General features: G+C 52.9%; 23 protein-coding genes. All 23 read left to right on the top strand.

Going from position 1 to position 23,616, the window contains the following annotated elements; translation table 11 throughout:
* Positions 1–64 precede the first annotated feature (64 nt).
* The 23 genes from J7445_RS09905 to J7445_RS09790 all read left to right on the top strand — a co-directional run bounded on the left by J7445_RS09905 (position 65) and on the right by J7445_RS09790 (position 23,571).
* Positions 65–421, top strand: coding sequence for an endonuclease domain-containing protein (locus J7445_RS09905; protein ID WP_070655006.1), 357 nt, complete (start codon positions 65–67; stop codon positions 419–421).
* Between the two features lie 368 nt (positions 422–789).
* Positions 790–3,051 (top strand): NADH-quinone oxidoreductase subunit NuoG, encoded by a 2,262-nt coding sequence (gene nuoG / locus J7445_RS09900; RefSeq protein ID WP_070655008.1) that lies wholly within the window; start codon positions 790–792, stop codon positions 3,049–3,051.
* Positions 3,052–3,053: 2 nt separating this feature from the next.
* Positions 3,054–4,130, top strand: coding sequence for an NADH-quinone oxidoreductase subunit NuoH (gene nuoH, locus J7445_RS09895; protein ID WP_002218648.1), 1,077 nt, complete (start codon positions 3,054–3,056; stop codon positions 4,128–4,130).
* A gap of 79 nt (positions 4,131–4,209) precedes the next feature.
* Positions 4,210–4,689, top strand: a complete 480-nt coding sequence (gene nuoI / locus J7445_RS09890) for an NADH-quinone oxidoreductase subunit NuoI (protein ID WP_002216341.1) — start codon at positions 4,210–4,212, stop codon at positions 4,687–4,689.
* Between the two features lie 11 nt (positions 4,690–4,700).
* A complete protein-coding gene (locus J7445_RS09885) occupies positions 4,701–5,372 on the top strand; it encodes an NADH-quinone oxidoreductase subunit J (RefSeq protein WP_019270804.1) in 672 nt (223 codons plus the stop codon).
* Positions 5,369–5,674, top strand: coding sequence for an NADH-quinone oxidoreductase subunit NuoK (gene nuoK / locus J7445_RS09880; RefSeq protein WP_070655010.1), 306 nt, complete (start codon positions 5,369–5,371; stop codon positions 5,672–5,674). Before J7445_RS09885 ends, nuoK begins: the two co-directional genes overlap by 4 nt.
* A 5-nt stretch (positions 5,675–5,679) precedes the next feature.
* Positions 5,680–6,216, top strand: a complete 537-nt coding sequence (locus tag J7445_RS09875) for a hypothetical protein (RefSeq protein WP_070442570.1) — start codon at positions 5,680–5,682, stop codon at positions 6,214–6,216.
* A gap of 176 nt (positions 6,217–6,392) precedes the next feature.
* Positions 6,393–8,417, top strand: coding sequence for an NADH-quinone oxidoreductase subunit L (nuoL, locus tag J7445_RS09870; protein WP_009310876.1), 2,025 nt, complete (start codon positions 6,393–6,395; stop codon positions 8,415–8,417).
* 218 nt (positions 8,418–8,635) lie between these two features.
* On the top strand, positions 8,636–8,956 hold the full coding sequence (locus J7445_RS09865) for a cupin domain-containing protein (RefSeq protein ID WP_070655012.1): 321 nt from the start codon (positions 8,636–8,638) through the stop codon (positions 8,954–8,956).
* A 103-nt stretch (positions 8,957–9,059) separates the two neighbouring features.
* Positions 9,060–10,274 (top strand): AAA family ATPase, encoded by a 1,215-nt coding sequence (locus tag J7445_RS09860; RefSeq protein WP_070655014.1) that lies wholly within the window; start codon positions 9,060–9,062, stop codon positions 10,272–10,274.
* Positions 10,274–10,735, top strand: a complete 462-nt coding sequence (locus J7445_RS09850; protein ID WP_209283025.1) for a type II toxin-antitoxin system VapC family toxin — start codon at positions 10,274–10,276, stop codon at positions 10,733–10,735. Before J7445_RS09860 ends, J7445_RS09850 begins: the two co-directional genes overlap by 1 nt.
* A 109-nt stretch (positions 10,736–10,844) precedes the next feature.
* Entirely contained in the window at positions 10,845–12,341 is a 1,497-nt protein-coding gene (locus J7445_RS09845) for an NADH-quinone oxidoreductase subunit M (RefSeq protein ID WP_070865414.1), read from the top strand.
* A 9-nt stretch (positions 12,342–12,350) separates the two neighbouring features.
* The gene (gene nuoN / locus J7445_RS09840; RefSeq protein ID WP_060974818.1) at positions 12,351–13,826 is read left to right on the top strand and encodes an NADH-quinone oxidoreductase subunit NuoN; all 1,476 of its coding nucleotides are present in this window, start codon (positions 12,351–12,353) and stop codon (positions 13,824–13,826) included.
* 127 nt (positions 13,827–13,953) lie between these two features.
* The gene (locus J7445_RS09835; RefSeq protein ID WP_060974817.1) at positions 13,954–14,253 is read left to right on the top strand and encodes a DUF2818 family protein; all 300 of its coding nucleotides are present in this window, start codon (positions 13,954–13,956) and stop codon (positions 14,251–14,253) included.
* 54 nt (positions 14,254–14,307) lie between these two features.
* Positions 14,308–15,432, top strand: coding sequence for a glutamate 5-kinase (gene proB, locus J7445_RS09830; RefSeq protein ID WP_070655021.1), 1,125 nt, complete (start codon positions 14,308–14,310; stop codon positions 15,430–15,432).
* A gap of 536 nt (positions 15,433–15,968) precedes the next feature.
* Entirely contained in the window at positions 15,969–17,252 is a 1,284-nt protein-coding gene (locus tag J7445_RS09825; RefSeq protein ID WP_070655023.1) for an FAD-binding domain-containing protein, read from the top strand.
* A gap of 123 nt (positions 17,253–17,375) precedes the next feature.
* Positions 17,376–18,521 (top strand): FUSC family protein, encoded by a 1,146-nt coding sequence (locus tag J7445_RS09820; RefSeq protein ID WP_039404506.1) that lies wholly within the window; start codon positions 17,376–17,378, stop codon positions 18,519–18,521.
* Positions 18,522–18,575: 54 nt separating this feature from the next.
* Complete coding sequence (locus J7445_RS09815; protein ID WP_070655025.1) at positions 18,576–19,025, top strand: CopD family copper resistance protein; 450 nt, start codon at positions 18,576–18,578, stop codon at positions 19,023–19,025.
* 104 nt (positions 19,026–19,129) lie between these two features.
* On the top strand, positions 19,130–20,095 hold the full coding sequence (locus J7445_RS09810; RefSeq protein ID WP_209282909.1) for an IS30 family transposase: 966 nt from the start codon (positions 19,130–19,132) through the stop codon (positions 20,093–20,095).
* Positions 20,096–20,187: 92 nt separating this feature from the next.
* A complete protein-coding gene (locus J7445_RS09805) occupies positions 20,188–21,156 on the top strand; it encodes a TerC family protein (RefSeq protein ID WP_070655114.1) in 969 nt (322 codons plus the stop codon).
* Positions 21,157–21,412: 256 nt separating this feature from the next.
* A complete protein-coding gene (gene frr, locus J7445_RS09800; protein ID WP_003758927.1) occupies positions 21,413–21,970 on the top strand; it encodes a ribosome recycling factor in 558 nt (185 codons plus the stop codon).
* A gap of 57 nt (positions 21,971–22,027) precedes the next feature.
* Positions 22,028–22,774: an undecaprenyl pyrophosphate synthase gene (locus J7445_RS09795; protein ID WP_070655112.1), complete on the top strand. Its 747-nt coding sequence runs from the start codon at positions 22,028–22,030 to the stop codon at positions 22,772–22,774.
* 2 nt (positions 22,775–22,776) lie between these two features.
* The gene (locus tag J7445_RS09790; RefSeq protein ID WP_019270791.1) at positions 22,777–23,571 is read left to right on the top strand and encodes a phosphatidate cytidylyltransferase; all 795 of its coding nucleotides are present in this window, start codon (positions 22,777–22,779) and stop codon (positions 23,569–23,571) included.
* Positions 23,572–23,616 lie beyond the last annotated feature (45 nt).

The following is a 23,616-nucleotide window of genomic DNA, read 5'->3' as shown; positions in this document are numbered from 1 at the left end:
ATACGGGCAAGATTCAGACGGCCTCCGTATAGGTCGTCTGAAAAAGATTGAGGCCAACCCGGCTATGCGGTACAGCACAAGAAATACGGCATTAAAACAGAATGTCCGTAATCTGAAGCAGAATATGACTTTGGCCGAGCAGAAATTGTGGTATTACTTGCGCAGCAAACGGTTGAACGGAATAAAATTCCGACGCCAACTGACAATAGGCGGATACATCGTCGATTTTGTCAGTATGGAGCATCGTTTAATTATTGAATTGGACGGTGGACAACATTCGGAACAGATTGAGTATGACGAGCGGCGGACGGCGTTTTTGAATGCTCAAGGTTATCGGGTGTTGCGATTTTGGAATAATGAAGTTTTGCAGCAAACCGAAGCAGTACTAGAAAAGATTATCGAAATGTGCGGTGAGAAATAAGACGGCTGTAACGTTGCAAAGCTACCTCCATCCTAGCCTTCCCCCGCCGGACGGGGAAGGGACAGACGGTAGCAGATTTGAATGTTTCGGGTTGATTCCTGAAATAAAGCAAATATAAACATGATATTGAAAGACATTGCGGCGGAATCTGTTACTTTATGTTCTGACAGAAACCTGTTTCCTCTCCCGTACGGAGGAAGAGGGTGGTGGATGGGTTGTACAGAATTTGGATTTTTAAAATTTAAGAAATCCCTCCTAAAAATAAACAAGCAATAAACTTATACTTTAAAAGGCCGTCTGAAACCCATTTTTTTCAGATGACCTCCATAAAAGATTATTTATCAAATACCCGTAACTAGGAACGAACCATGTTACAAATCGAAATCGACGGCAAACAGGTATCTGTGGAGCAGGGCGCGACGGTGATTGAAGCCGCGCACAAGCTCGGTACTTATATCCCGCATTTCTGTTACCACAAAAAACTTTCCATCGCCGCCAACTGCCGTATGTGTTTGGTGGACGTGGAAAAAGCCCCCAAACCGCTGCCCGCCTGCGCCACGCCGGTAACGGACGGCATGATTGTGCGTACGCATTCGGCAAAAGCCCGCGAAGCGCAGGAAGGCGTGATGGAGTTCCTGCTCATCAACCATCCGCTCGACTGTCCGACCTGCGACCAAGGCGGCGAATGCCAGTTGCAGGATTTGGCGGTGGGCTACGGCAAAACCACCAGCCGCTATACCGAAGAAAAACGTTCCGTCGTCGGCAAAGACATGGGGCCTTTGGTTTCCGCCGAGGAAATGAGCCGCTGCATCCACTGCACCCGCTGCGTACGTTTCACCGAAGAAATCGCCGGTTTGCAGGAAATTGCGATGGCGAATCGCGGCGAACACTCCGAAATCATGCCCTTTATCGGCAAAGCGGTGGAAACCGAGTTGTCGGGCAACGTCATCGATTTGTGCCCCGTCGGCGCGCTGACCAGCAAACCGTTCCGTTTCAACGCGCGTACTTGGGAATTGAACCGCCGCAAATCCGTTTCCGCCCATGACGCTTTGGGCAGCAACTTGATTGTGCAAACCAAAGACCATACCGTCCGCCGCGTATTGCCGTTGGAAAACGAAGCCATCAACGAATGCTGGCTGTCCGACCGCGACCGTTTCGCCTATGAAGGTCTGTATCACGAAAGTCGTCTGAAAAACCCGAAAATCAAACAGGGCGGCGAGTGGATGGACGTGGATTGGAAAACCGCGTTGGAATATGTCCGCAGCGCGATTGAATGTATCGCCAAAGACGGCAACCAAAACCAAGTCGGCATTTGGGCGAACCCGATGAATACGGTTGAAGAGCTGTATTTGGCGAAGAAATTTGCCGACGGTTTGGGTGTTAAAAACTTCGCCACCCGCCTGCGCCAACAGGACAAACGTCTTTCAGACGACCTCAATGGTGCGCAATGGTTGGGACAAAGCATCGAATCGCTGGCGGACAACGAAGCCGTACTGGTGGTCGGTGCGAACCTGCGCAAAGAACAGCCGCTTCTGACCGCCCGCCTGCGCCGTGCCGCCAAAGAGCGCATGGCCTTGAGCGTGTTGGCAAGCAGCAAGGAAGAATTGTTGATGCCGCTTCTGTCTCAGGAAGCGGTGCATCCCGACGAGTGGGCAGGTCGTCTGAAAAACCTGTCTGCCGATGCGGAACACGCGATTACCGCGAGCCTGAAAAACGCTGAAAAAGCAGCGGTGATTTTGGGCGCGGAAGTGCAAAACCATCCCGATTACGCCGCGATTTATGCAGCCGCGCAAGAGCTGGCGGACGCGACCGGTGCGGTGTTGGGCATTCTGCCGCAGGCTGCCAACAGCGTCGGCGCAGATGTCTTGGGCGTGAACTCCGGCGAGAGCGTTGCCGAAATGGCAAATGCGCCGAAACAGGCAGTTTTGCTGCTAAACGTCGAGCCGGAAATCGATACGGCAGACGGCTCAAAAGCCGTAGCCGCGTTGAAACAGGCGAAAAGCGTGATGGCGTTTACGCCGTTTGTCAGCGAAACGCTGTTGGACGTGTGCGACGTATTGCTGCCGATTGCGCCGTTTACCGAAACCTCGGGCAGCTTCATCAATATGGAAGGCCTTCTGCAATCCTTCCACGGTGTCGTTCAAGGTTTCGGCGATTCGCGTCCGCTGTGGAAAGTGTTGCGCGTATTGGGCAACCTGTTTGACCTGCAAGGCTTTGAATACCACGATACCGCCGCGATTCTGAAAGACGCGCTGGACGCGGAAAGCCTGCCGTCCAAACTGAACAACCGCGCCGCTTCGGCTCAAAAAGATTTTCAGACGACCTCAAGCCGCCTCGTGCGCGTGGGCGGAGTCGGTATTTATCACACCGATGCCATCGTGCGCCGTTCCGCGCCGCTGCAAGCGACCAGCCATGCCGCCGTGCCTGCCGCGCGTGTGAATCCGAACACTTTGGTGCGCTTAGGCTTGCAAGACGGACAAACCGCTGTCGCCAAACAAAACGGCGCAGGCGTGTCCGTGATGGTCAAAGCCGATGCCGGACTGCCTGAAAACGTGGTGCATCTGCCGCTGCATACCGAAAATGCCGCGCTGGGTGCGTTGATGGACACTATTGAACTGGCGGGAGCTTGATTATGCAGGAATGGTTCCAAAACCTCTTTGCCGCAACGCTCGGTCTGGGCGATTTGGGCATCACCGTGGGCTTGGTGGTATCCGTCATCGTCAAAATTGTGATTATCCTGATTCCGCTGATTCTGACCGTCGCCTACCTGACTTATTTCGAACGTAAAGTCATCGGCTTCATGCAGCTTCGCGTCGGCCCGAACGTAACCGGCCCGTGGGGTCTGATTCAGCCGTTTGCCGACGTGTTCAAACTCTTGTTTAAAGAAGTTACCCGTCCGAAGCTGTCAAACAAAGCCCTGTTCTACATCGGCCCGATTATGTCGCTCGCCCCGTCTTTCGCGGCGTGGGCGGTGATTCCGTTCAACGAAGAATGGGTGCTGACCAATATCAATATCGGCCTTTTGTATATCCTGATGATTACCTCGCTGTCGGTTTACGGCGTGATCATCGCGGGCTGGGCTTCCAACTCCAAATATTCGTTCTTGGGCGCAATGCGTGCTTCCGCGCAAAGCATTTCCTACGAAATTGCCATGAGTGCCGCGCTGGTGTGCGTCGTGATGGTGTCGGGCAGTATGAACTTCTCCGACATCGTCGCTGCACAGGCAAAAGGCATCGCGGGCGGTTCCGTATTCTCGTGGAACTGGCTGCCGCTCTTCCCAATCTTCATCGTCTATCTGATTTCCGCCGTTGCCGAAACCAACCGCGCACCGTTTGACGTGGCAGAGGGCGAGTCCGAAATCGTTGCCGGTCACCACGTCGAATATTCCGGCTTCGCGTTCGCGCTGTTTTTCCTTGCCGAATACATTTTCATGATTCTGATTGCCGCGCTGACCTCGCTGATGTTCCTCGGCGGCTGGCTGTCCCCGTTCCCGCAAAGCTGGGGCATTGTCGGCACGCCTTCCGCATTTTGGATGTTCGTGAAAATGGCGGCGGTGCTGTACTGGTATCTGTGGATACGCGCCACCTTCCCGCGCTACCGCTACGACCAAATCATGCGCTTGGGCTGGAAAGTGCTGATTCCCATCGGCTTTGCCTATATCGTGATTTTGGGTGTGTGGATGATTTCGCCGCTGAATTTGTGGAAATAAGTTTCAGACGACGTATCAAGGTCGTCTGAAAACGCAGTTTTGAATATTTAACGGAATCCCTGTTTTGAGGGAACAGAATATGGCTAATTTAGTAAAAACTTTCTTGCTCGGCGAACTGGTCAAAGGCATGGGCGTAACGCTCAAAAACTTTTTCGCCCGCAAAGACACGATTTATTTCCCCGAAGAGAAAACGCCGCAATCTGTGCGTTTCCGCGGCCTGCACGCGCAGCGGCGGTATCCGAACGGTGAGGAACGCTGCATCGCGTGTAAATTGTGCGAGGCGGTGTGTCCGGCAATGGCGATCAACATCGAATCTGAAGAACGCGAAGACGGCACGCGCCGCACCAAGCGTTACGACATCGACCTGACCAAGTGCATCTTCTGCGGCTTCTGCGAAGAAGCCTGTCCGACCGATGCGATTGTGGAAACCCATATTTTTGAATATCACGGCGAGAAAAAAGGCGACTTGCACATGACCAAGCCGATCCTCTTGGCAATCGGCGACAAATACGAAGCCGAAATCGCCAAGCGCAAAGCCGCCGACGCGCCGTACCGTTAAGGAGCAGACGAATGACTTTTTCCGCGATTCTGTTCTATATCCTTGCCGCCATCGTCCTATACGGCGCGCTGCGTACCGTTACCGCGAAAAACCCTGTCCATGCTGCTTTGCATTTGGTGCTGACCTTCTGCGTGAGCGCGATGATTTGGATGCTGATGCAGGCGGAGTTTTTGGGCGTTACGCTGGTGGTCGTGTATGTCGGCGCTGTGATGGTGCTGTTCCTGTTCGTCGTGATGATGCTGAACATTGACATTGAGGAAATGCGCGCCGGTTTCTGGCGGCATGCGCCTGTTGCCGGCGTTGTCGGCACATTGTTGGCGGTTGCGCTGATTCTGATTCTGGTCAATCCGAAAACCGACCTTGCCGCGTTTGGTTTGATGAAAGACATTCCTGCGGATTACAACAACATCCGCGATTTGGGCAGCCGTATTTATACCGATTATCTGCTGCCGTTTGAGCTGGCGGCGGTATTGCTGCTGTTGGGTATGGTGGCGGCGATTGCGCTGGTTCATCGCAAAACCACCAATCCAAAACGCATGGATCCTGCCGACCAAGTTAAAGTACGCGCCGACCAAGGCCGTATGCGCTTGGTGAAAATGGAAGCTGTGAAACCGCAAACCGAATCTCTCGAAGAAAACGAAGTTTCAGACGACCTCAAGCCGAAAGAGGAGGGCAAAGCATGATTACCTTGACGCATTATTTGGTATTGGGCGCGCTTCTGTTCGGTATCAGCGCGATGGGCATCTTTATGAACCGCAAAAATGTGCTGGTCTTGCTGATGTCCATCGAGCTGATGCTTTTGGCGGTGAACTTCAACTTTATCGCCTTCTCGCAGCATCTGGGCGATATCGCCGGACAGATTTTCGTATTCTTCGTACTGACCGTCGCCGCTGCCGAATCCGCCATCGGTTTGGCAATTATGGTGCTGGTGTACCGCAACCGACAAACGATTAATGTTGCCGATTTGGATGATTTGAAAGGGTAGAGCGGATGCCGTCTGAACAAACCGATCAAGTGAATATCGAGCAATGGGTGTTTAAGCCGCGTTCGCTTTTAGTTTTGTGTTGGCTTGTTATTCCGTTTTTCTTGTCGATTTGGCTGGTGTGGTTTGCGTTCGCATGGGCGGGGCGGTTGGGCTGGCTGTTTGGCTTATTGTCGGTTTTGTGTGCGGGTATCGGGATTGCCGGATGGAAGATGTGGCAAAATTCGCGCCGCAATACGGGCAGAGATCGGGAATTCATACGTTTGGACGAAGACGGTTTGTCTTATTGCATACACGGCTGTGGGGCGGGTAAGGTGAAATACGCATGGATACGCTCTGTGTATCAAGTTCATACAAGGGGCTGTCAAGGCATTGCGGTGGAATACCGTAGACCTGAAACAGGCGTGTTTTTGGATACAATAATGCTGACTGACCTTGACCGCTTGGACTTAGGCGGGAACGGTTTCAAATTGGTAGATCCCCACGACATCATCACTAAAGCGATTAGGGCGCGTTGCCAAGACAGGCAGCTTTATCGGATTTGAATGCTGTCGCACGGTTTGGCTGAAAATCCGAAGCCTGTAAGGAAAAAATTTAAGGTTGGACAACCTGCCTTATGGCGTGAGGTCGTCTGAAAACCAAGACAAAGTAGATTGGTCGGATTAGGGAATCCGACCGACAAAACAAACATAGATTTTTAAATCAAAAAGGTTCATCCAAAATGAACGACATGACTTTATATCTCATCATTGCCCTCGTGCCTTTGGCAGGCTCGCTGATTGCGGGTTTGTTCGGCAATAAAATCGGACGTGCCGGCGCGCATACGGTTACGATACTCGGTGTGGCTGTGTCTGCCGTGTTGTCGGCTTATGTGCTGTGGGGCTTTATCGACGGCAGCCGCGCCAAGTTTGACGAGAATGTCTATACCTGGCTGACAATGGGCGGCTTGGATTTCTCCGTCGGCTTCTTGGTCGATACGATGACGGCGATGATGATGGTCGTGGTAACGGGCGTGTCGTTGATGGTGCATATCTACACCATCGGCTATATGCACGATGAAAAAGTCGGCTACCAACGCTTCTTCAGCTATATTTCTTTGTTTACATTCAGCATGTTGATGCTGATTATGAGCAACAACTTCATCCAGCTCTTCTTCGGTTGGGAAGCGGTGGGCTTGGTGTCGTATCTCTTAATCGGTTTCTATTTCAAACGTCCGAGTGCGATTTTTGCCAATCTGAAAGCCTTTTTGATCAACCGCGTCGGCGACTTCGGCTTTTTGCTCGGTATCGGCTTGGTGCTTGCCTATTTCGGCGGTAGCTTGCGTTATCAGGACGTATTCGCCTATCTGCCCAACGTACAAAATGCCACCATCCAGCTTTTCCCCGGTGTGGAATGGTCTTTGATTACCGTAACTTGTCTGCTCTTGTTTGTGGGCGCGATGGGTAAATCGGCACAATTCCCGCTGCATGTCTGGCTGCCCGATTCGATGGAAGGCCCGACCCCGATTTCCGCATTGATTCACGCGGCGACGATGGTTACGGCGGGTCTGTTCATGGTGTCGCGCATGTCGCCGATTTACGAAATGAGCAGCACCGCGCTGTCGGTGATTATGGTGATTGGCGCGATTACCGCCCTGTTTATGGGCTTCTTGGGCGTGATTCAAAACGACATCAAGCGCGTGGTTGCGTATTCCACCCTGTCGCAACTGGGCTACATGACTGTGGCTCTGGGCGCGTCCGCCTATTCCGTGGCGATGTTCCACGTCATGACCCACGCCTTCTTTAAAGCCTTGCTGTTCTTGGCGGCAGGTAGCGCCATTATCGGTATGCACCACGACCAAGACATGCGCCATATGGGCAATCTGAAAAAATACATGCCGATTACTTGGCTGACCATGCTGATCGGTAACTTGTCGTTGATCGGTACGCCGTTCTTCTCCGGCTTCTACTCCAAAGATTCGATTATCGAAGCAGCGAAATACAGCACCCTGCCGGGCAGCGGATTTGCTTATTTCGCCGTTCTAGCCAGTGTGTTCGTTACCGCGTTTTATGCGTTCCGCCAATACTTTATGGTGTTCCACGGCGAAGAAAAATGGCGCAGCCTGCCCGAACACCATTCAGACGACCATGGTGAAGAACATCACGGCTTGGGCAAAAACGACAATCCGCACGAAAGCCCGCTGGTCGTTACCCTGCCGCTGATTCTGCTTGCCATTCCGTCCGTCATCATCGGCTACATCGCCATCGAACCCATGCTCTACGGCGATTTCTTCAAAGACGTGATTTTCGTCAACGCCGATGCGCATCCGACCATGCACATCATGAAAGAAGAGTTCCACGGCGCATTGGCGATGGTGTCGCACAGCCTGCATTCGCCCGTCCTCTATCTCGCTATCGCAGGCGTATTGAGCGCATGGCTTTTGTACGTCAAACTGCCGCACCTGCCCGCCAAAATTGCGCAGGCGTTCCGTCCGGTTTACGTTTTGTTTGAAAACAAATACTACCTCGACGCCCTGTATTTCAACGTCTTCGCCAAAGGCACGCGCGCATTGGGCAACTTCTTCTGGAAAGTCGGCGATACCGCCATTATCGACAACGGCATCGTCAACGGTTCCGCCAAACTGGTCGGCGCGATTGCTGCTCAGATACGCAAAGTCCAAACCGGCTTTATCTACACCTACGCCGCCGCTATGGTGTTCGGCGTATTGGTATTGCTCGGCATGACCTTCTGGGGATTGTTCAGATAAAGGCGGATTTTCAGACGACCTGTCCGTAGTCAGTTTAGAGGTCGTCTGAAAAAGAACCATTCAAGTTGTAGGTCGGATACTTGTATCCGACATGAAAAAGAAAATAGTACAGCGTGTCGGATTCGAGAATCCGACTTACGGCATATCGGGATTGTGCAGGTAAAGATGAGATTTTCAGACGACGTTTAGGTCGTCTGAAAAAAGAAACTTCAGAAACAATGTCAAACACACAAACCATCCGCTCTGCCGACTTCACCGCTTCCCGCGCATGGGGCGCACTCGACATCGCCAATATGAACGGCACCACCGTGCGCCTGCACTGGACGGACCAGCCCTACAAATGGCACGTCAACGACGGCGAGGAAGTGTTTGCCGTGATGGACGGCGAAGTCGATATGCACTACCGAGAAAACGGTGAAGAACACATCGTTCGGTTGAAAAGCGGTGACATCTTCTACGCAGGAATCGGCACGGAACACGTCGCCCATCCGTGCGGCGAAGCGCGGATTTTGGTGATTGAGAAAGAAGGCAGTGTTTGAGGTCGTCTGAAAAGAAGGTTTCAGGCGGCAATGGATTAGAGTTTCAGACGACATCTGACATTTCAGATAATCAGGCCGTCTGAAAAATAGAAGGGCAGATAATATGGATAAACGGCTGTTTGACGGTACGGTTCGTTTTGAGCATGTAACCGGTGTCGGCACGATGCAGGTAGATTTTCAGCCCAATCAGCGTGTTTATACGATGATTGGCGAGAATGGTGTAGGTAAGACTAAACTGTTGGAATGTTTGTTTGCGATATTGTTGTTCACCAGTGCGGCTGCACAACAAGTTGTTTCTTGGATAACTCCGGCATCCATTCCTTTTAAAAAAGTTGTTACTCCTATCGGAGAGATGGGGTTTAGTCTCGAATCTATTGGAAAAGAACGCCCAAAACGTCTTCCAAAAGATAATGATGTGATATTTGGTACTTATGATGTAAATCTTCAATGGGAAAAAAGACCCTTTTTAGAGTTGTGGCACTCTTTGCCCATAGTTTATTTAGCTGCACAAAATCGGGGAGGTGTTGAAAATAAGGATGGTGCGATTAAACAAATAGGTAATTTTCAGCAACGTTCAAAGGGATATTTAGAACGGTTGTTTTCGGTTTTTTATCATAAGGTTGAAGATATTAAATCCCTGAATATGGATACCAACTTAGAAGAGTGGATTATTCAGCGGGCACAATCCGCCAATCCGTATCAGTCGAAAGAAGACAACCGTAAAATTGAAATCGATACTTTGCTGTCCTTGCTCAATAAAATCGACAACCGCATAGACCCCGAATTTTTGGAAATTTCAGGCAATAACCGTGTTTTTATCAAAATAGAAAACCAAAAGCGCGAACTTTCTGATTTATCCAGCGGTTTTACTTCTCTTTTGAAGATTATCCAATCTATTGTCGCGGGATACAGTTACTTTACCAACGAGCAGCAAATTGCCCATGTGCGCGGCGTGGTGCTGATTGATGAGATAGAAAGCCATTTGCACAACGAATGGCAGATCAAAATCGTGCCGCTGCTGAAAAAATTGTTTTCGAACACAACGTTTTTCATTACCACGCATTCGTCTTTGGTCATCAGTCAGTTGGAGCAGGGAGAAGCCTACCGTTTGGTACGTAGCAAGGAGGACGGTGTGGTCTATGGCAAGATGATTGACTATCCAAGTAATGCTTCTTTTGTGGATTTGCTCAACGAAGCATTCGGCGTGGATTTGAATAAGAAGAAGATAGAACGCGTCCAAGAACGTGATCAAGAACAGGCAAAAAAAGCCTTATTGGAATTGGTACGTCAGGAATTGGGCGGATTAGAGGATAAATAATGACGGTTTATCTTTTAGATACCAATTACTTGGTTTATTTGGCGGATGATGACAGTGACGAAGAAAAGCGGAAAGCCGTATTGAGCGATATGGCGAAAAAGTTGCAACAGGATGACAACCGTTTTGTGATTACCCCGCTTATCCGTTATGAAGTTTTGCGCGGTGTGGATTGGGGGAAATCTGAGAAATTGTCTCGATTGACCGGTGTTTTGGCACAGTTTGAATCTTTGGACATTACACAGAATGTTTCTGATTTGGCAAGTAATCTGTACCGCTTTGATAAGTTTGAAGCCGAACGTGATAATACGCCGAAGAATTTAGAAAAACGTAAATTCGATATGTTTCATTATGCGACTGCCAGTGTGAATAATTTAGAAATCTTATCCCACGATACCGATGTTAATAAGATCAAATATTTACATGAAAGAATGAGGCTGGAAGATTCGGCAAAATTAGCTTGAGACAAATAGCAGAAGCCTGAACAAACCTTTTTCAGACGACCTCTTAAAACGCCGTCTGAAAAACCAACCCACACAACTATATTTTTATTTTAACCACAGGTTAACCACTATGTTTTCCAACTACCTACTCAGCTTGGCAATATGGATACCCATCGCTGCGGGCGTGCTGGTTTTGGCGACGGGGCCGGACAGCCGTGCGCCGCTTGCCCGCGTGCTCGCTTTAATCGGTGCGCTTGCCGGTTTCTTGGTAACGCTGCCCTTGTTTACGGGTTTCGACCGTTTGAGCGGCGGTTATCAGTTTACCGAGTTCCACGAGTGGATTCCGCTTTTGCGGATCAACTACTCGCTGGGTGTGGACGGTATTTCGGTGCTGTTTGTCATTCTGAACGCGTTTATCACGCTGATGGTGGTGCTGGCGGGTTGGGAAGTGATTCAGAAGCGTCCGGCGCAGTATATGGCGGCGTTTTTAATCATGTCGGGCCTGATTAACGGCGCGTTTGCGGCGCGGGATGCCCTGCTGTTTTATGTGTTCTTCGAGGGCATGCTGATTCCGCTGTACCTGATTATCGGCGTGTGGGGCGGTCCGCGCCGCGTGTATGCGTCGGTGAAGCTGTTTCTCTATACGTTGATGGGGTCGTTGCTGATGCTGGTGGCGATTGTGTACCTGTCTTACCAGGCGGGCGGCTTTTCGATTGAGGATTTCCAAAACATCAAACAGATTCCGCTGGGCGTGCAACAGCTTTTGTTTGTGGCGTTTTTCCTGTCGTTTGCGGTGAAAGTGCCGATGTTCCCCGTGCACACTTGGCTGCCGGATGCCCACGTTGAGGCGCCGACCGGCGGTTCGATGGTGTTGGCGGCGATTACGCTGAAATTGGGCGCATACGGCTTTTTGCGCTTCATCCTGCCGATTCTGCCCGATGCGTCGCGCTATTTCGCGCCGGTCATCATCGTGTTGAGCCTGATTGCGGTGGTGTATATCGGCATGGTTGCGCTGGTGCAGACCGATATGAAAAAACTGGTGGCGTATTCGTCCATCAGCCATATGGGTTTCGTTACCTTGGGAATGTTCTTGTTCATTAACGGGCAGTTGAACGACTGGGCATTGAAAGGCGCGGTCATTCAGATGATTTCGCACGGTTTCGTGTCGGCGGCGATGTTTATGTGCATCGGCGTGATGTACGACCGCCTGCACACGCGCAATATCGCCGATTACGGCGGCGTGGTGAACGTGATGCCCAAGTTTGCGGCGTTTATGATGCTGTTTGCGATGGCAAACGCGGGGCTGCCGGCGACTTCGGGCTTCGTGGGCGAGTTTATGGTGATTATGGGCGCGGTCAAAGTGAATTTCTGGGTAGGCGCGCTGGCGGCACTGACGCTGATTTACGGTGCGTCTTACACGCTGTGGATGTATAAGCGCGTGATTTTCGGTGCGGTCGGCAATCCGCACGTTGCCGATATGAAAGACATCAACTGCCGCGAATTTGCGATTCTGGCGATTTTGGCGGTTGCGGTATTGGGTATGGGCCTGTATCCGCAGGCGTTTATCGAAGTGGTGCATCAGGCGGCAAACGATTTGATTGCCCATGTGGCGCAAAGCAAGATTTGAGGTGTGCGAATGAACTTGATTGATTTGAACTTAATGCCTGCCATGCCCGAAATCGTGCTGTTTGCGCTGCTGATTGCCGTATTGCTGGCAGATTTGTGGATTAGCGATAAAAACCGCTATCTGACCCATTTGATGAGTTTGGGAACCGTTATTATCGTGGCGGTTACGCAGCTGGCGGTGTGGGAGCAGGGCAGTACGTTGGCGTTTCACGGGATGTATATCGCCGACGGTATGTCGCGCCTGTCCAAGCTGGTGTTGTACGGGCTGACCTTCGGGCTGTTTATTTACAGCAAGCCCTATAATCAGGCGCGCGGTATTTTTAAAGGCGAGTTTTATACTTTATCGCTGTTTGCCCTGTTAGGCATGAGCGTGATGGTGAGCGCGGCGCATTTCCTGACCGCCTATATCGGTTTGGAACTTTTGTCGCTGTCGCTTTATGCCATGATTGCGTTGCGCCGCGATTCCGGCCGCTCCGCCGAGGCCGCACTCAAATATTTCGTCTTGGGCGCGCTGGCTTCCGGTCTGTTGCTCTACGGTATTTCGATGGTGTACGGCGCGACGGGTTCGCTGGAATTCGCCACTGTTTTGGCGTCGTCGTACAGCGAGCTTGCCAACGAATGGCTGTTGAAACTGGGGCTGGTGTTTATCGTTGTGGCGGTAGCGTTCAAACTGGGCGCGGTGCCGTTTCATATGTGGGTGCCCGACGTGTACCACGGCGCGCCGACATCCGTCGCCGCGTTTGTCGGTACGGCGCCGAAAATTGCCGCCGTCGTCTTTGCCTTCCGCATCTTGGTTACCGGTTTGGGAACGGTGCATCACGACTGGTCGCAGATGTTCGCCGTGTTGGCAGTGGCATCGCTGTTGATCGGTAACCTTGCCGCCATCATGCAGGCCAACATCAAACGTATGCTTGCCTATTCCACCATATCGCATATGGGTTTCATCCTGCTGGCGTTTATGGCGGGGGCGGTCGGTTTCGCGGCGGGTTTGTATTACGCCATTACTTATGCGCTGATGGCGGCGGTCGGTTTCGGCGTATTGATGGTATTGTCCACCGACAATATCGAGTGTGAAGAAATCAAAGATTTGGCAGGTTTGAACCAACGCCATGCCTGGTTTGCCTTCCTGATGCTGCTGGCGATGTTCTCGATGGCGGGTATTCCGCCGCTGATGGGCTTTTACGCCAAATTCGGCGTGATTAAGGCTTTGTTGAGCGCATCGACCGCCCAAAACGCCGCCATGGCGGGCAGTACATACATCGTACTTGCCGTGTTCGCCGTAGTGATGTCGTTAATCGGCGCGTTCTACTACCTGCGCGTAGTCAAGGTCATGTATTTCGACGAATCTGCCCATGACCAGCCCGTTGGCAGCAACTATGTCGCCAAATTCTTCCTAAGCGTCAACGCGTTCCTGCTGATTTTGTGGGGCATCATGCCACAAACGGTGATTGACTGGTGCGCTAGGGCTTTGGAAAACACCTTGTAAAGTGATGAACCGAAACGGCAGCCGTGTCAGAGGCTGCCGTTTTTGTTAAGATACGCAGCTCAAGATTGTTTTTTCAGACGGCCTTTTGAATCAAAAAGGCCGTCTGAAAACAGAAAGACACACCATCATGACCGCATCCATGTACATCCTTTTGGTATTGGCACTCATCTTCGCCAACGCCCCCTTCGTTACCACCAAATTTTTCGGTGTATTCCAGCTCAAGCGCAAACATATCGGGCATCACCTCGTCGAATTGGCGGTAGGCTTCATCCTGACCGCCGTCCTCGCCTACATTCTCGAATCCCGCGCCGGCGCGGTTCAGCATCAAGACTGGGAATTTTACGCCACCGTAGTCTGCCTCTACCTGATATTCGCCTTCCCTTGTTTCGTATGGCGTTATTTCTGGCACGCGCGCAACCGCGAATAAGCTTTTCAGACGACCTCCCGCCTATCCCGCCACCCCGAACAAACGAGAAAAACCATGTCCCTGCAAAATCTCTCCAATATCCGCACCCTTGTCGTCAAAGTCGGCTCCAGCCTCGTTACCGCGGGCGGCAAAGGCATAGACCAAGCCGCACTCGACCGCTGGGCGGCGCAAATCGCCGAACTGGGCAAACAAGGCGTGCAAACCGTCCTCGTTTCCAGCGGCGCCATCGCCGAAGGCATCAAACGGCTGGGCTGGAGCAAACGCCCCACCGCCATCAATGAGCTGCAAGCCGCCGCAGCCGTCGGGCAAACCGGCATCGCCCAAGCCTACGAAACCGCGTTCGCACCGCACGGCATCCGCACCGCCCAAGTCCTGCTCACCCACGACGACCTGAGCAACCGCACCCGCTACCTCAACGCCCGCAGCACCCTGCAAACCCTGTTGTCCAAAGGCATCGTTCCCGTCATCAACGAAAACGACACCGTGACCACCGACGAAATCAAGCTCGGCGACAACGACACCCTCGGCGCGCTCGTGACCAACCTCATCGAAGCCGACGCACTCGTCCTTCTGACCGACCAAAAAGGCCTGTACGACAGCGACCCGCGCAAAAATCCGCAAGCCAAACTGATTCCGACCATAGCAGCCGACCATCCCGACCTCGAAAGCATGGCGGGCGGCGCGGGCAGCAGCGTCGGCACAGGCGGCATGTACACCAAAGTAACCGCCGCCAAACGCGCCGCACTCAGCGGAGCCGCCACCGTCGTCGCATGGGGCGGCGAACCCGACGTCCTCGTCCGCCTCAAACAAGGCGAAAGCATAGGCACGCTCTTTACCAGCGCGCACAGCCGCGTCGCCGCCCGCAAACAATGGCTGCTCGGACACGTCCAAACTGCCGGCAGCCTGACCGTCGATAGCGGCGCGGCAAAAGCCCTGACCGAACAGCACGCCAGCCTGCTGCCCGTCGGCTGCATCCGCGCGGACGGACATTTCCACCGCGGCGAACTCGTCGCCATCCTCGATACCGACGGCAAAGAAATCGCCCGCGGCCTCACCAATTACAGCAGCGGCGAAACCGCCAAAATCCTGCAAACCCCGTCCGAGCGCATCGCCGAAAAATTAGGCTACGCCCACGAAGACGAACTCATCCACCGCGACAATATGGCGTCGCATTGGTAGGGAAGGGGAAAAGTAAATATATAAGGTCGTCTGAAACTCAAAAATGCGGTTTCAGACGACCTTTGGTTTGTTTGGGCAGGCAAATTCAGATTGCAGGCCGGATATCCGTATTCGGTGGAGAGATTGAGGTTTTCCCTGCTTCTTCACGACGATGAAATGTCGGCTTTGGAAATTCGATTTGCCGCTTCGAACCCGGTTAAAACGATAGAGGATGAACATTTAGCTAAATGACTTTATTTTCGATACGCAAATTATCGGTTTTCGTCATTCCCGCGCAGGCGGGAATCCATTTTTGAAACTCAGAAACTGTTTTTCAAATCAAGGTTTCTCAAGTTTTAAGATGGATTCACGCCTGCGCGGGAATGACGGAATTTGATGGCATGCCGGATTTAAAGTTAAGTATGTTTGCTATAGCTGCGTTATTCCGAATCCATTTCATCTGTTATCTGCCTAAAGACCGTCTGAAAACCGTCCGCCTTGTCCTCACAAAATTTCTGCTAAAATCAAACGCCTTATCCCTTTCAGACGACATCGCCATGCAAGCACATACATTGGTCTGGTTCCGCCGCAACCTGCGCATACGCGACAACGCCGCATTGTCCGCCGCCGTGAAGCGGGGATTGCCCGTAGCGGGCGTGTGGGTGGCGCAGGGGTCGTCTGAAATCCCCAATCCGCGTCAGGATTGGTTTCATTATCAGGCAGCGGCGGCTTTGCATGGCTCGTTGGCGGCGCGCGGCGTGGCTTTGTATGCGGTGAACCGTGTGGAAGAATTGCCGGCTTTGGCGGCGCGGTTGAACGTTCGTACCGTAATTGCCGACGAAGCCTATACGTCGTCTGAAATCGGGCAAGATAACCGCATTTGGCGGATTTTGGATGAACAAAGCGTTGCGTTCGATCGCGTTAACGACCGTGCCATATTCGCCAAGGCAGACATCATGGGCAGCCACGGTGCGCCTTATACCGACTTCCCGCATTATAAAGAAGCGTGGCTGGCTTTGTTTCGGCAGCGGTTCGGCGGGCGGGATGCGGGAGGCGGACACACTGAAATTTTTCAGACGGCCTCTGTTGAAATGCCGTCATTTCCTGCGTGGAACGGGCAGCAGGATATGGTTTCTGCGCAGCGCGGCGGCGAAGATGAGGCAGGCAAACAATGGCGGCATTTTGAAGAAAATATCGGGTTTTATCCGATTATGAAGGATTTCCCTGCCAGAAAAGGCACCAGCCGCTTGAGCGCGTATCTGAGCGCAGGCTGCATTTCGCCGCGCGTGTTGGCGACTGAAGCCGCAGGGCAGGGTGCAGATGCTTGGTTGGACAACTGGATTCGGCGCGATTTCTATCAGCAGCTTGCTTACCACCGCGCCCGAATCGAGCCTGAATCTGCTGCCGAATCTGCGCCGTTTTCAGACGACCTGACGGAACGCTGGCGGCAGGGGGAAACAGGTTTCCCACTTATCGATGCCGCCATGCGCAGCCTGAAATCGAGCGGCTGGCTGCATCCCGCCCTGCGCTCCCTGACGGCGGAATTTTTGTGCGGCATCCTGCATCAGCCGTCCGAACACGGCATCGTTTGGTTCGCCGCGCAGCAAACCGATTTCGACCCCGCGTTGAACGAAGGCAATTGGCAAACTGCCGCCCGAAATGCCCGCCGACGTTCCATCGATATTATCCAAACCGCCCGCCGGCTTGATCCGGACGGCACATTCGTCCGCCGCCACATCCCTGAATTGGCGCACCTGCCTGTCAACCTCGTCCATACCCCGTGGCTCGCCTCGTCTGAAATTGACGCACACGGCTATCCGCCACCCGTCGTCGCGGCTTAAAGGTCGTCTGAAAGCAGTATTGGGGGTTTCAGACGACCTTGCCTTCCATCCTGTCCGTATTGCCTGATTCCCGTTACAATACCGCCCGATAAACCCAAAAATCTCAACAAGATAGCCCCAATCATGAACGCCTCACAACGCGAACGCTTCGTCAAACGCTGGCTCAATTCCTACGAACGCTACCGCTACCGCCGTCTCATACACGCCGTCCGGCTCGGACTTGCCGTACTGTTTGCCACCCTGCTCGCCAAACTCCTCCACCTCCAACACGGCGAATGGATAGGCATGACCGTGTTCGTCGTACTCGGCATGCTCCAATTTCAAGGCGCGATTTACTCCAAAGCCGTCGAACGCATGCTCGGTACCGTCATCGGTTTGGGCGCAGGCCTGACCCTGTTGTGGCTCAACCAGCACTACTTCCACGGCGGCATTCTCTTTTACCTGACCGTCGGCACCGCCAGCGCAGCCGCAGGTTGGGCGGCGGTCGGCAAAAACGGCTACGTCCCCATGCTTGCCGGACTGACCATGTGCATGCTCATCGGCGACAACAGCAACAACTGGCTCGACAGCGGGCTTATGCGCGCCATGAACGTCCTGATCGGTGCCGCCATCGCCATTGTCGCCGCCAAACTCCTTCCCCTGCGCTCCACGCTCATGTGGCGGTTTATGCTTGCCGACAACCTGACCGAATGCGGCAAAATGATTGCCGAAATCAGCAACGGCAAACGCATGACCCGCGAGCGGCTGGAGCAAAACATGGTCAAAATGCGCCAAATCAACGCCCGCATGGTCAAAAGCCGCAGCCACCTCGCTGCTACATCAGGCGAAAGCCACATCAGCCCCGCCATGATGGAAGCCATGCAGCACGCCCACCGCAAAATCGTCAACACCACCGAGCTGCTCCTCACCACCGCCGCCAAGCTGCAAGCCCCCACCCTCAACGAACACGAAATCCGCCTGCTCGACCGCCATTTCAACCGCCTCCAACGCGACCTGCGCCTGACCGTCCGCCTCATCAAAGGCCACTATGCCCGCCGCATCCGCATCGACACCTCCATCAATCCCGAGCTGGGCAAACTCGCCGCCCGCCTCCATTACGAATGGCAAGGCTTCCTCTGGCTCAGCACCAATATGCGCAACGAAATTTCCGCACTCGTCATCCTCCTGCAACGCAGCCGCCGCAAGTGGCTGGACAAACACGAACTCCAACGCCTGCGCGAACACCTGCGCGAAACCCGCGAAGGCGATTTGGAAGAAGAGGTCGTCTGAAAACGTCCGACTGATGATACAATTTCACCCGAATATCCCACTTGGAACACGGTCATGAGTCTCTACGCCATCGCCCACATCATCCACCTCTATTGCGCCATCGCCTTTGTCGGCGGCGTATTTTTCGAAATGCTGGTTTTGTCCGTCATGCACACCAGCCGCGTCTCGCGCGAATCGCGCCGCGAAGTCGAACGCGCCATGTCCTACCGCGCCGTCCGCGTTATGCCGCCCGTCGTCATTACGCTTTTCATCAGCGGCATCGTCATGGCATTCAACCGCTACCTGCCCTTCTTGAGCGAACCCTTCGCCACCTCACTCGGCACGCTCCTCACCCTCAAAATCCTGTTGGCAGTCAGCGTCCTCGTCCATTTCGCCATCGCCGTCGTCAAAATGGCGCGGCACACCCTGACCGTCGGCTGGTCCAAATACATCCACGCCGTCGTGTTTTCCCATATGCTGTTTATCGTATTTTTCGCCAAAGCTATGTTCTACCTGTCTTGGTAAGCCTGTTTCAGACGACGGCGGATTCGCATTTGAAGTGCAACTTTCCCTAACAGAAAAAGGCCAGTATGCGGTAGCATACGGCCTTTCCTGCAAGAAAGATTGCCATGAGCTACACACAACTGACCCAAGACGAACGATACCATATCCAATACCTGTCCCGCCACTGCACCGTCACAGAAATCGCCAAACAGCTTAACCGCCACAAAAGCACCATCAGCCGCGAAATCAGACGGCACCGCACCCAAGGGCAGCAATACAGTGCCGAAAAAGCACAGAAGCAGAGCCGGACTATCAAACAGCGTAAGCGAAAGCCCTATAAGCTTGATTCGCAGCTGATTCAACACATCGACACCCTTATCCGCCGCAAACTCAGTCCCGAACAAGTATGCGCCTACCTGCGCAAACATCACGGGATAACACTCCACCACAGCACCATTTACCGCTACCTCCGCCAAGACAAAAGCAACGGCGGCACCTTGTGGCAACACCTCAGAATATGCAGCAAACCCTACCGCAAACGCTACGGCAGCACATGGACCAGAGGCAAAGTGCCCAACCGCGTCGGCATAGAAAACCGACCCGCCATCGTCGACCAGAAAGCCCGCATCGGCGATTGGGAAGCCGACACCATCGTCGGCAAAGGACAGAAAAGCGCATTACTGACCTTGGTCGAACGCGTTACCCGCTACACCATCATCTGCAAATTGGACAGCCTCAAAGCCGAAGACACTGCTCTGGCAGCCATTAGGGTATTAAGGGCACATAAAGCCAGAGTCCACACCATCACCATGGACAACGGTAAAGAATTTTACCAACACACCAAAATAGCCAAAGCATTGAAAGCGGAGACTTATTTTTGCCGCCCCTACCATTCTTGGGAGAAAGGGCTGAATGAGAACACCAACGGACTCATCCGACAATATTTCCCCAAACAAACCGATTTCCGGAACATCAGTGATCGGGAGATACGCAGGGTTCAAGATGAGTTGAACCACCGGCCAAGAAAAACACTTGGCTACGAAACGCCAAGTGTTTTATTCTTGAATCTGTTCCAACCACTAGTACCATAGTGTTGCACTTGAAATCCGAATCCAAGGACCTTTCCCAACAGGTCGTCTGAAAAGCCGCCATCCAACCACCTCATCACAAGGAATCCGAATACATGACCGAACACCCTTCCGTCGGCTCGCCCCTTTTCTACGGCGTGTTCTTCGCCGCCGTTTTCATCATGATCATCATCGACATGCTCTCGCTTAAAAAAAGCGGTGCGCATAAAGTCAGCGTCAAAGAAGCCGTCGCCTGGAGCTGCGTCTGGGTCGCCGTATCCTGCGCCTTCGCAGGCTGGCTCTATTTCGAGCTGGCAGGCAATCCTCTTTACGGCGCCGTTGTTGCCAAAGAAAAAACCCTCGAATTTTTCACCGGCTACATCCTCGAAAAATCCCTTGCCGTTGACAACATCTTTGTTTTCCTGATGATTTTCGGTTACTTCAAAGTTTCCCCGAAATACCAGCACCGCGTCCTTCTTTACGGCGTGTTCGGCGCCATCGTCCTGCGTGCTATTATGATTTTCATCGGCGCGGCACTGGTGCAGCGGTTCGAATGGATTCTCTACATTTTCGGCGCATTCCTCGTCTATACCGGCATCCATATGATGAAACCGGAATCCGAAGAAGAGGACCTTTCGCAAAACAAGATTTTGGGCTGGCTTAAAAAGGTCATTCCTGTCAGCCATCAGTTTGAAGGCGAAAAATTCTTTACCGTCGAAAACGGCAAGCGCATCGCCACCCCGCTTTTGCTCGTCCTTATCATGATAGAGTTGAGTGACGTCATCTTCGCCGTGGACAGCATTCCCGCCGTCTTCGCCGTAACCACCGACCCCTTCATCGTCCTCACCTCAAACATCTTCGCCATACTCGGGTTGCGTGCCATGTATTTCCTGCTTGCCGATGTCGCCGACCGTTTCATCTTCCTCAAATACGGCCTCGCCTTCGTCTTGAGTTTCATCGGCATCAAAATGCTGATTATGCACTGGGTGCACATCCCCATCTCCATTTCCCTCTCCGTCGTCTTCGGCGCACTGGGCGCATCCATCCTTACATCGCTGGTGTACACGCGTCAGCAGCAGAAATAAGTTTGGCGGATAAAGGAAGGTCGTCTGAAAGCGGAAAAACCGTTTTCAGACGACCTTTTTTGCTGATGCAGCCCTCTATACATCCTATTTGTAACGGCATTTAAATATCAGTTAAGAAACAAGGCCCAAAACCGCCCCTGCCTTGTCGGAATCGCCGAATGACGGTACTATGCGCAGTTAACAGCTTGATTTGCCGTTCGGATGGTCATGCGTCCGGGCGAGGTTTTAAATTCAGTATCTTATTTGAAAGCAGAAAATGATTAACGATATTCAAAAAACAGCGGAAAGCAAAATGCAGCGCTCGGTAGAAGTGCTGAAAGAGAATTTGGCGAAAGTGCGTACCGGCCGTGCGCATACCGGTCTGTTGGACCAAGTGGAAGTCGAATACTGGGGCAGCATGGTTCCGGTCAGCCAAGTGGCCAACGTGACGCTTCTGGACGCGCGCACCATCGGCGTAAAACCTTTTGAAAGCAATATGGCGGCCAAAGTCGAGAAAGCCATCCGCGATTCAAACTTGGGTCTGAACCCGGCAGCCGTCGGCGATTTGATCCGCGTGCCTATGCCCATGCTGACCGAAGAGCGCCGTAAAGATTTGATTAAAGTCGTACGCAGCGAGGCGGAAGAAGGACGCGTGTCCATCCGCAACGTGCGCCGCGATGCGAACGATCACATCAAAAAACTCTTGAAAGACAAAGAAATTTCCGAAGACGAGGCACGTCGCGGCGAAGAAGCGGTTCAAAAACTGACCGACAAATACATCGCCGAAGCCGATAAAACGCTGGCTGCCAAAGAAGAAGATTTGATGGCGATTTAAACCCTTGTCCGCTGCGTTTCAGACGACCTTTGAACCGCCGCGCTGCGAAAGGCAGATATGAAGAGCAGCACGCAGACCATTTTGGAACATACTTCGGTTCCGAAGCATATCGCCGTGATTATGGACGGCAACGGCCGTTGGGCGAAAAAGCGATTCCTTCCCCGCGTGATGGGGCATAAACGCGGCTTGGACGCGTTGGAAAATATGGTAAAGCATTGCGCCAAACTGGGTGTGCAATATCTGACCGTGTTTGCCTTTTCGACTGAAAACTGGCGCCGCCCCGAAGACGAAGTGTCGTTCCTGATGGGGCTGTTTTTGCAGGCTTTGCAAAAGCAGGTGCGCCGTCTGCACGAAAACAATATGTGCCTGAAGGTGTTGGGCAGCCGCGAACGTTTCAACCAGCAGATTCTGCAAGGCATAGAAGAAGCGGAAGCGTTGACGGCAAACAATACCGGCCTGACCCTGAGCATCGCCGCGGATTACGGCGGCCGCTGGGATATTTTGCAGGCGGCAAACAAACTGATTGCCGAAGGCGTATCTGAGATTACGGAAGACGCGCTGGCGAAACACTTGATGCTGGGCGATGCGCCTGAGCCGGATTTGTTTATCCGCACCGGTGGCGAAACGCGCATCAGCAATTTCTTGCTTTGGCAGATGGCGTATGCCGAACTTTATTTTACCGATACCCTGTGGCCCGATTTTGACAGCAAAGCCTTAGACGATGCAGTCGCCTCGTTCCAAAAACGCGAACGACGCTTCGGGCGCACTTCGGAACAGCTGCCGGTAGAGCAGCAAAGGGGTTAAAAATGTTGAAACAACGGATTATCACGGCGCTGTGGATGCTGCCGTTGATGCTCGGTATGCTGTTTTACGCGCCGCAATGGCTGTGGGCGGCATTTTGCGGATTGATTTCTCTGGTTACGCTGTGGGAATACTCTCGCATGAGCGGATTGGAGAAACTGAAAACCAATCATTATCTCGCCGCGACGCTGGTGTTCGGCGTCATCGCCTACGCAGGCGGTTGGACGCTGCCGGATATCGTTTGGTACGCTGTTTTGGTGTTTTGGCTGGTCGTCATGCCTTTGTGGCTGAAATTCAAATGGAAATTGAACGGCGGCTGGCAGGCTTATACCGTCGGCTGGCTTTTGGTCATGCCGTTTTGGTTCGCACTCATGTCCCTGCGTCCGCATCCCGATTATGCCTTGTCGCTGCTTGCCGTGATGGGTTTGGTGTGGGTTGCCGATGTTTTCGCGTATTTCAGCGGCAAAGCGTTCGGCAAACACAAAATCGCACCGACCGTCAGCCCCGGCAAAAGCTGGGAAGGCGCAATCGGCGGCGCGATTTGCGTGGCAGTGTACATGACTGTGGTGTGGTGGGCCGGTTGGCTCACGTTTGACGCAGGCTGGCTCAATACCGTGTTAATCGGTTTGGTGTTGACTGTTGTCAGCGTCTGCGGCGACCTGTTGGAAAGCTGGCTCAAACGCGCGGTGGGCATCAAGGACAGCAGCAATCTGCTGCCCGGACACGGTGGCGTGTTCGACCGCGTGGACAGCCTGATTGCCGTCATCAGCGTCTATGCCGCCTTTGAAAGCTTGTTCTGAAGCGGTTATAGTGGATTAACTAAATCAGGACAAGGCAACGAAGCC

It is taken from the genome of Neisseria sicca (assembly GCF_017753665.1).
In the GTDB taxonomy this organism is placed as follows: Bacteria; Pseudomonadota; Gammaproteobacteria; order Burkholderiales; family Neisseriaceae; genus Neisseria; species Neisseria flava.
This window is presented reverse-complemented; position numbering and strand designations above follow the sequence as displayed.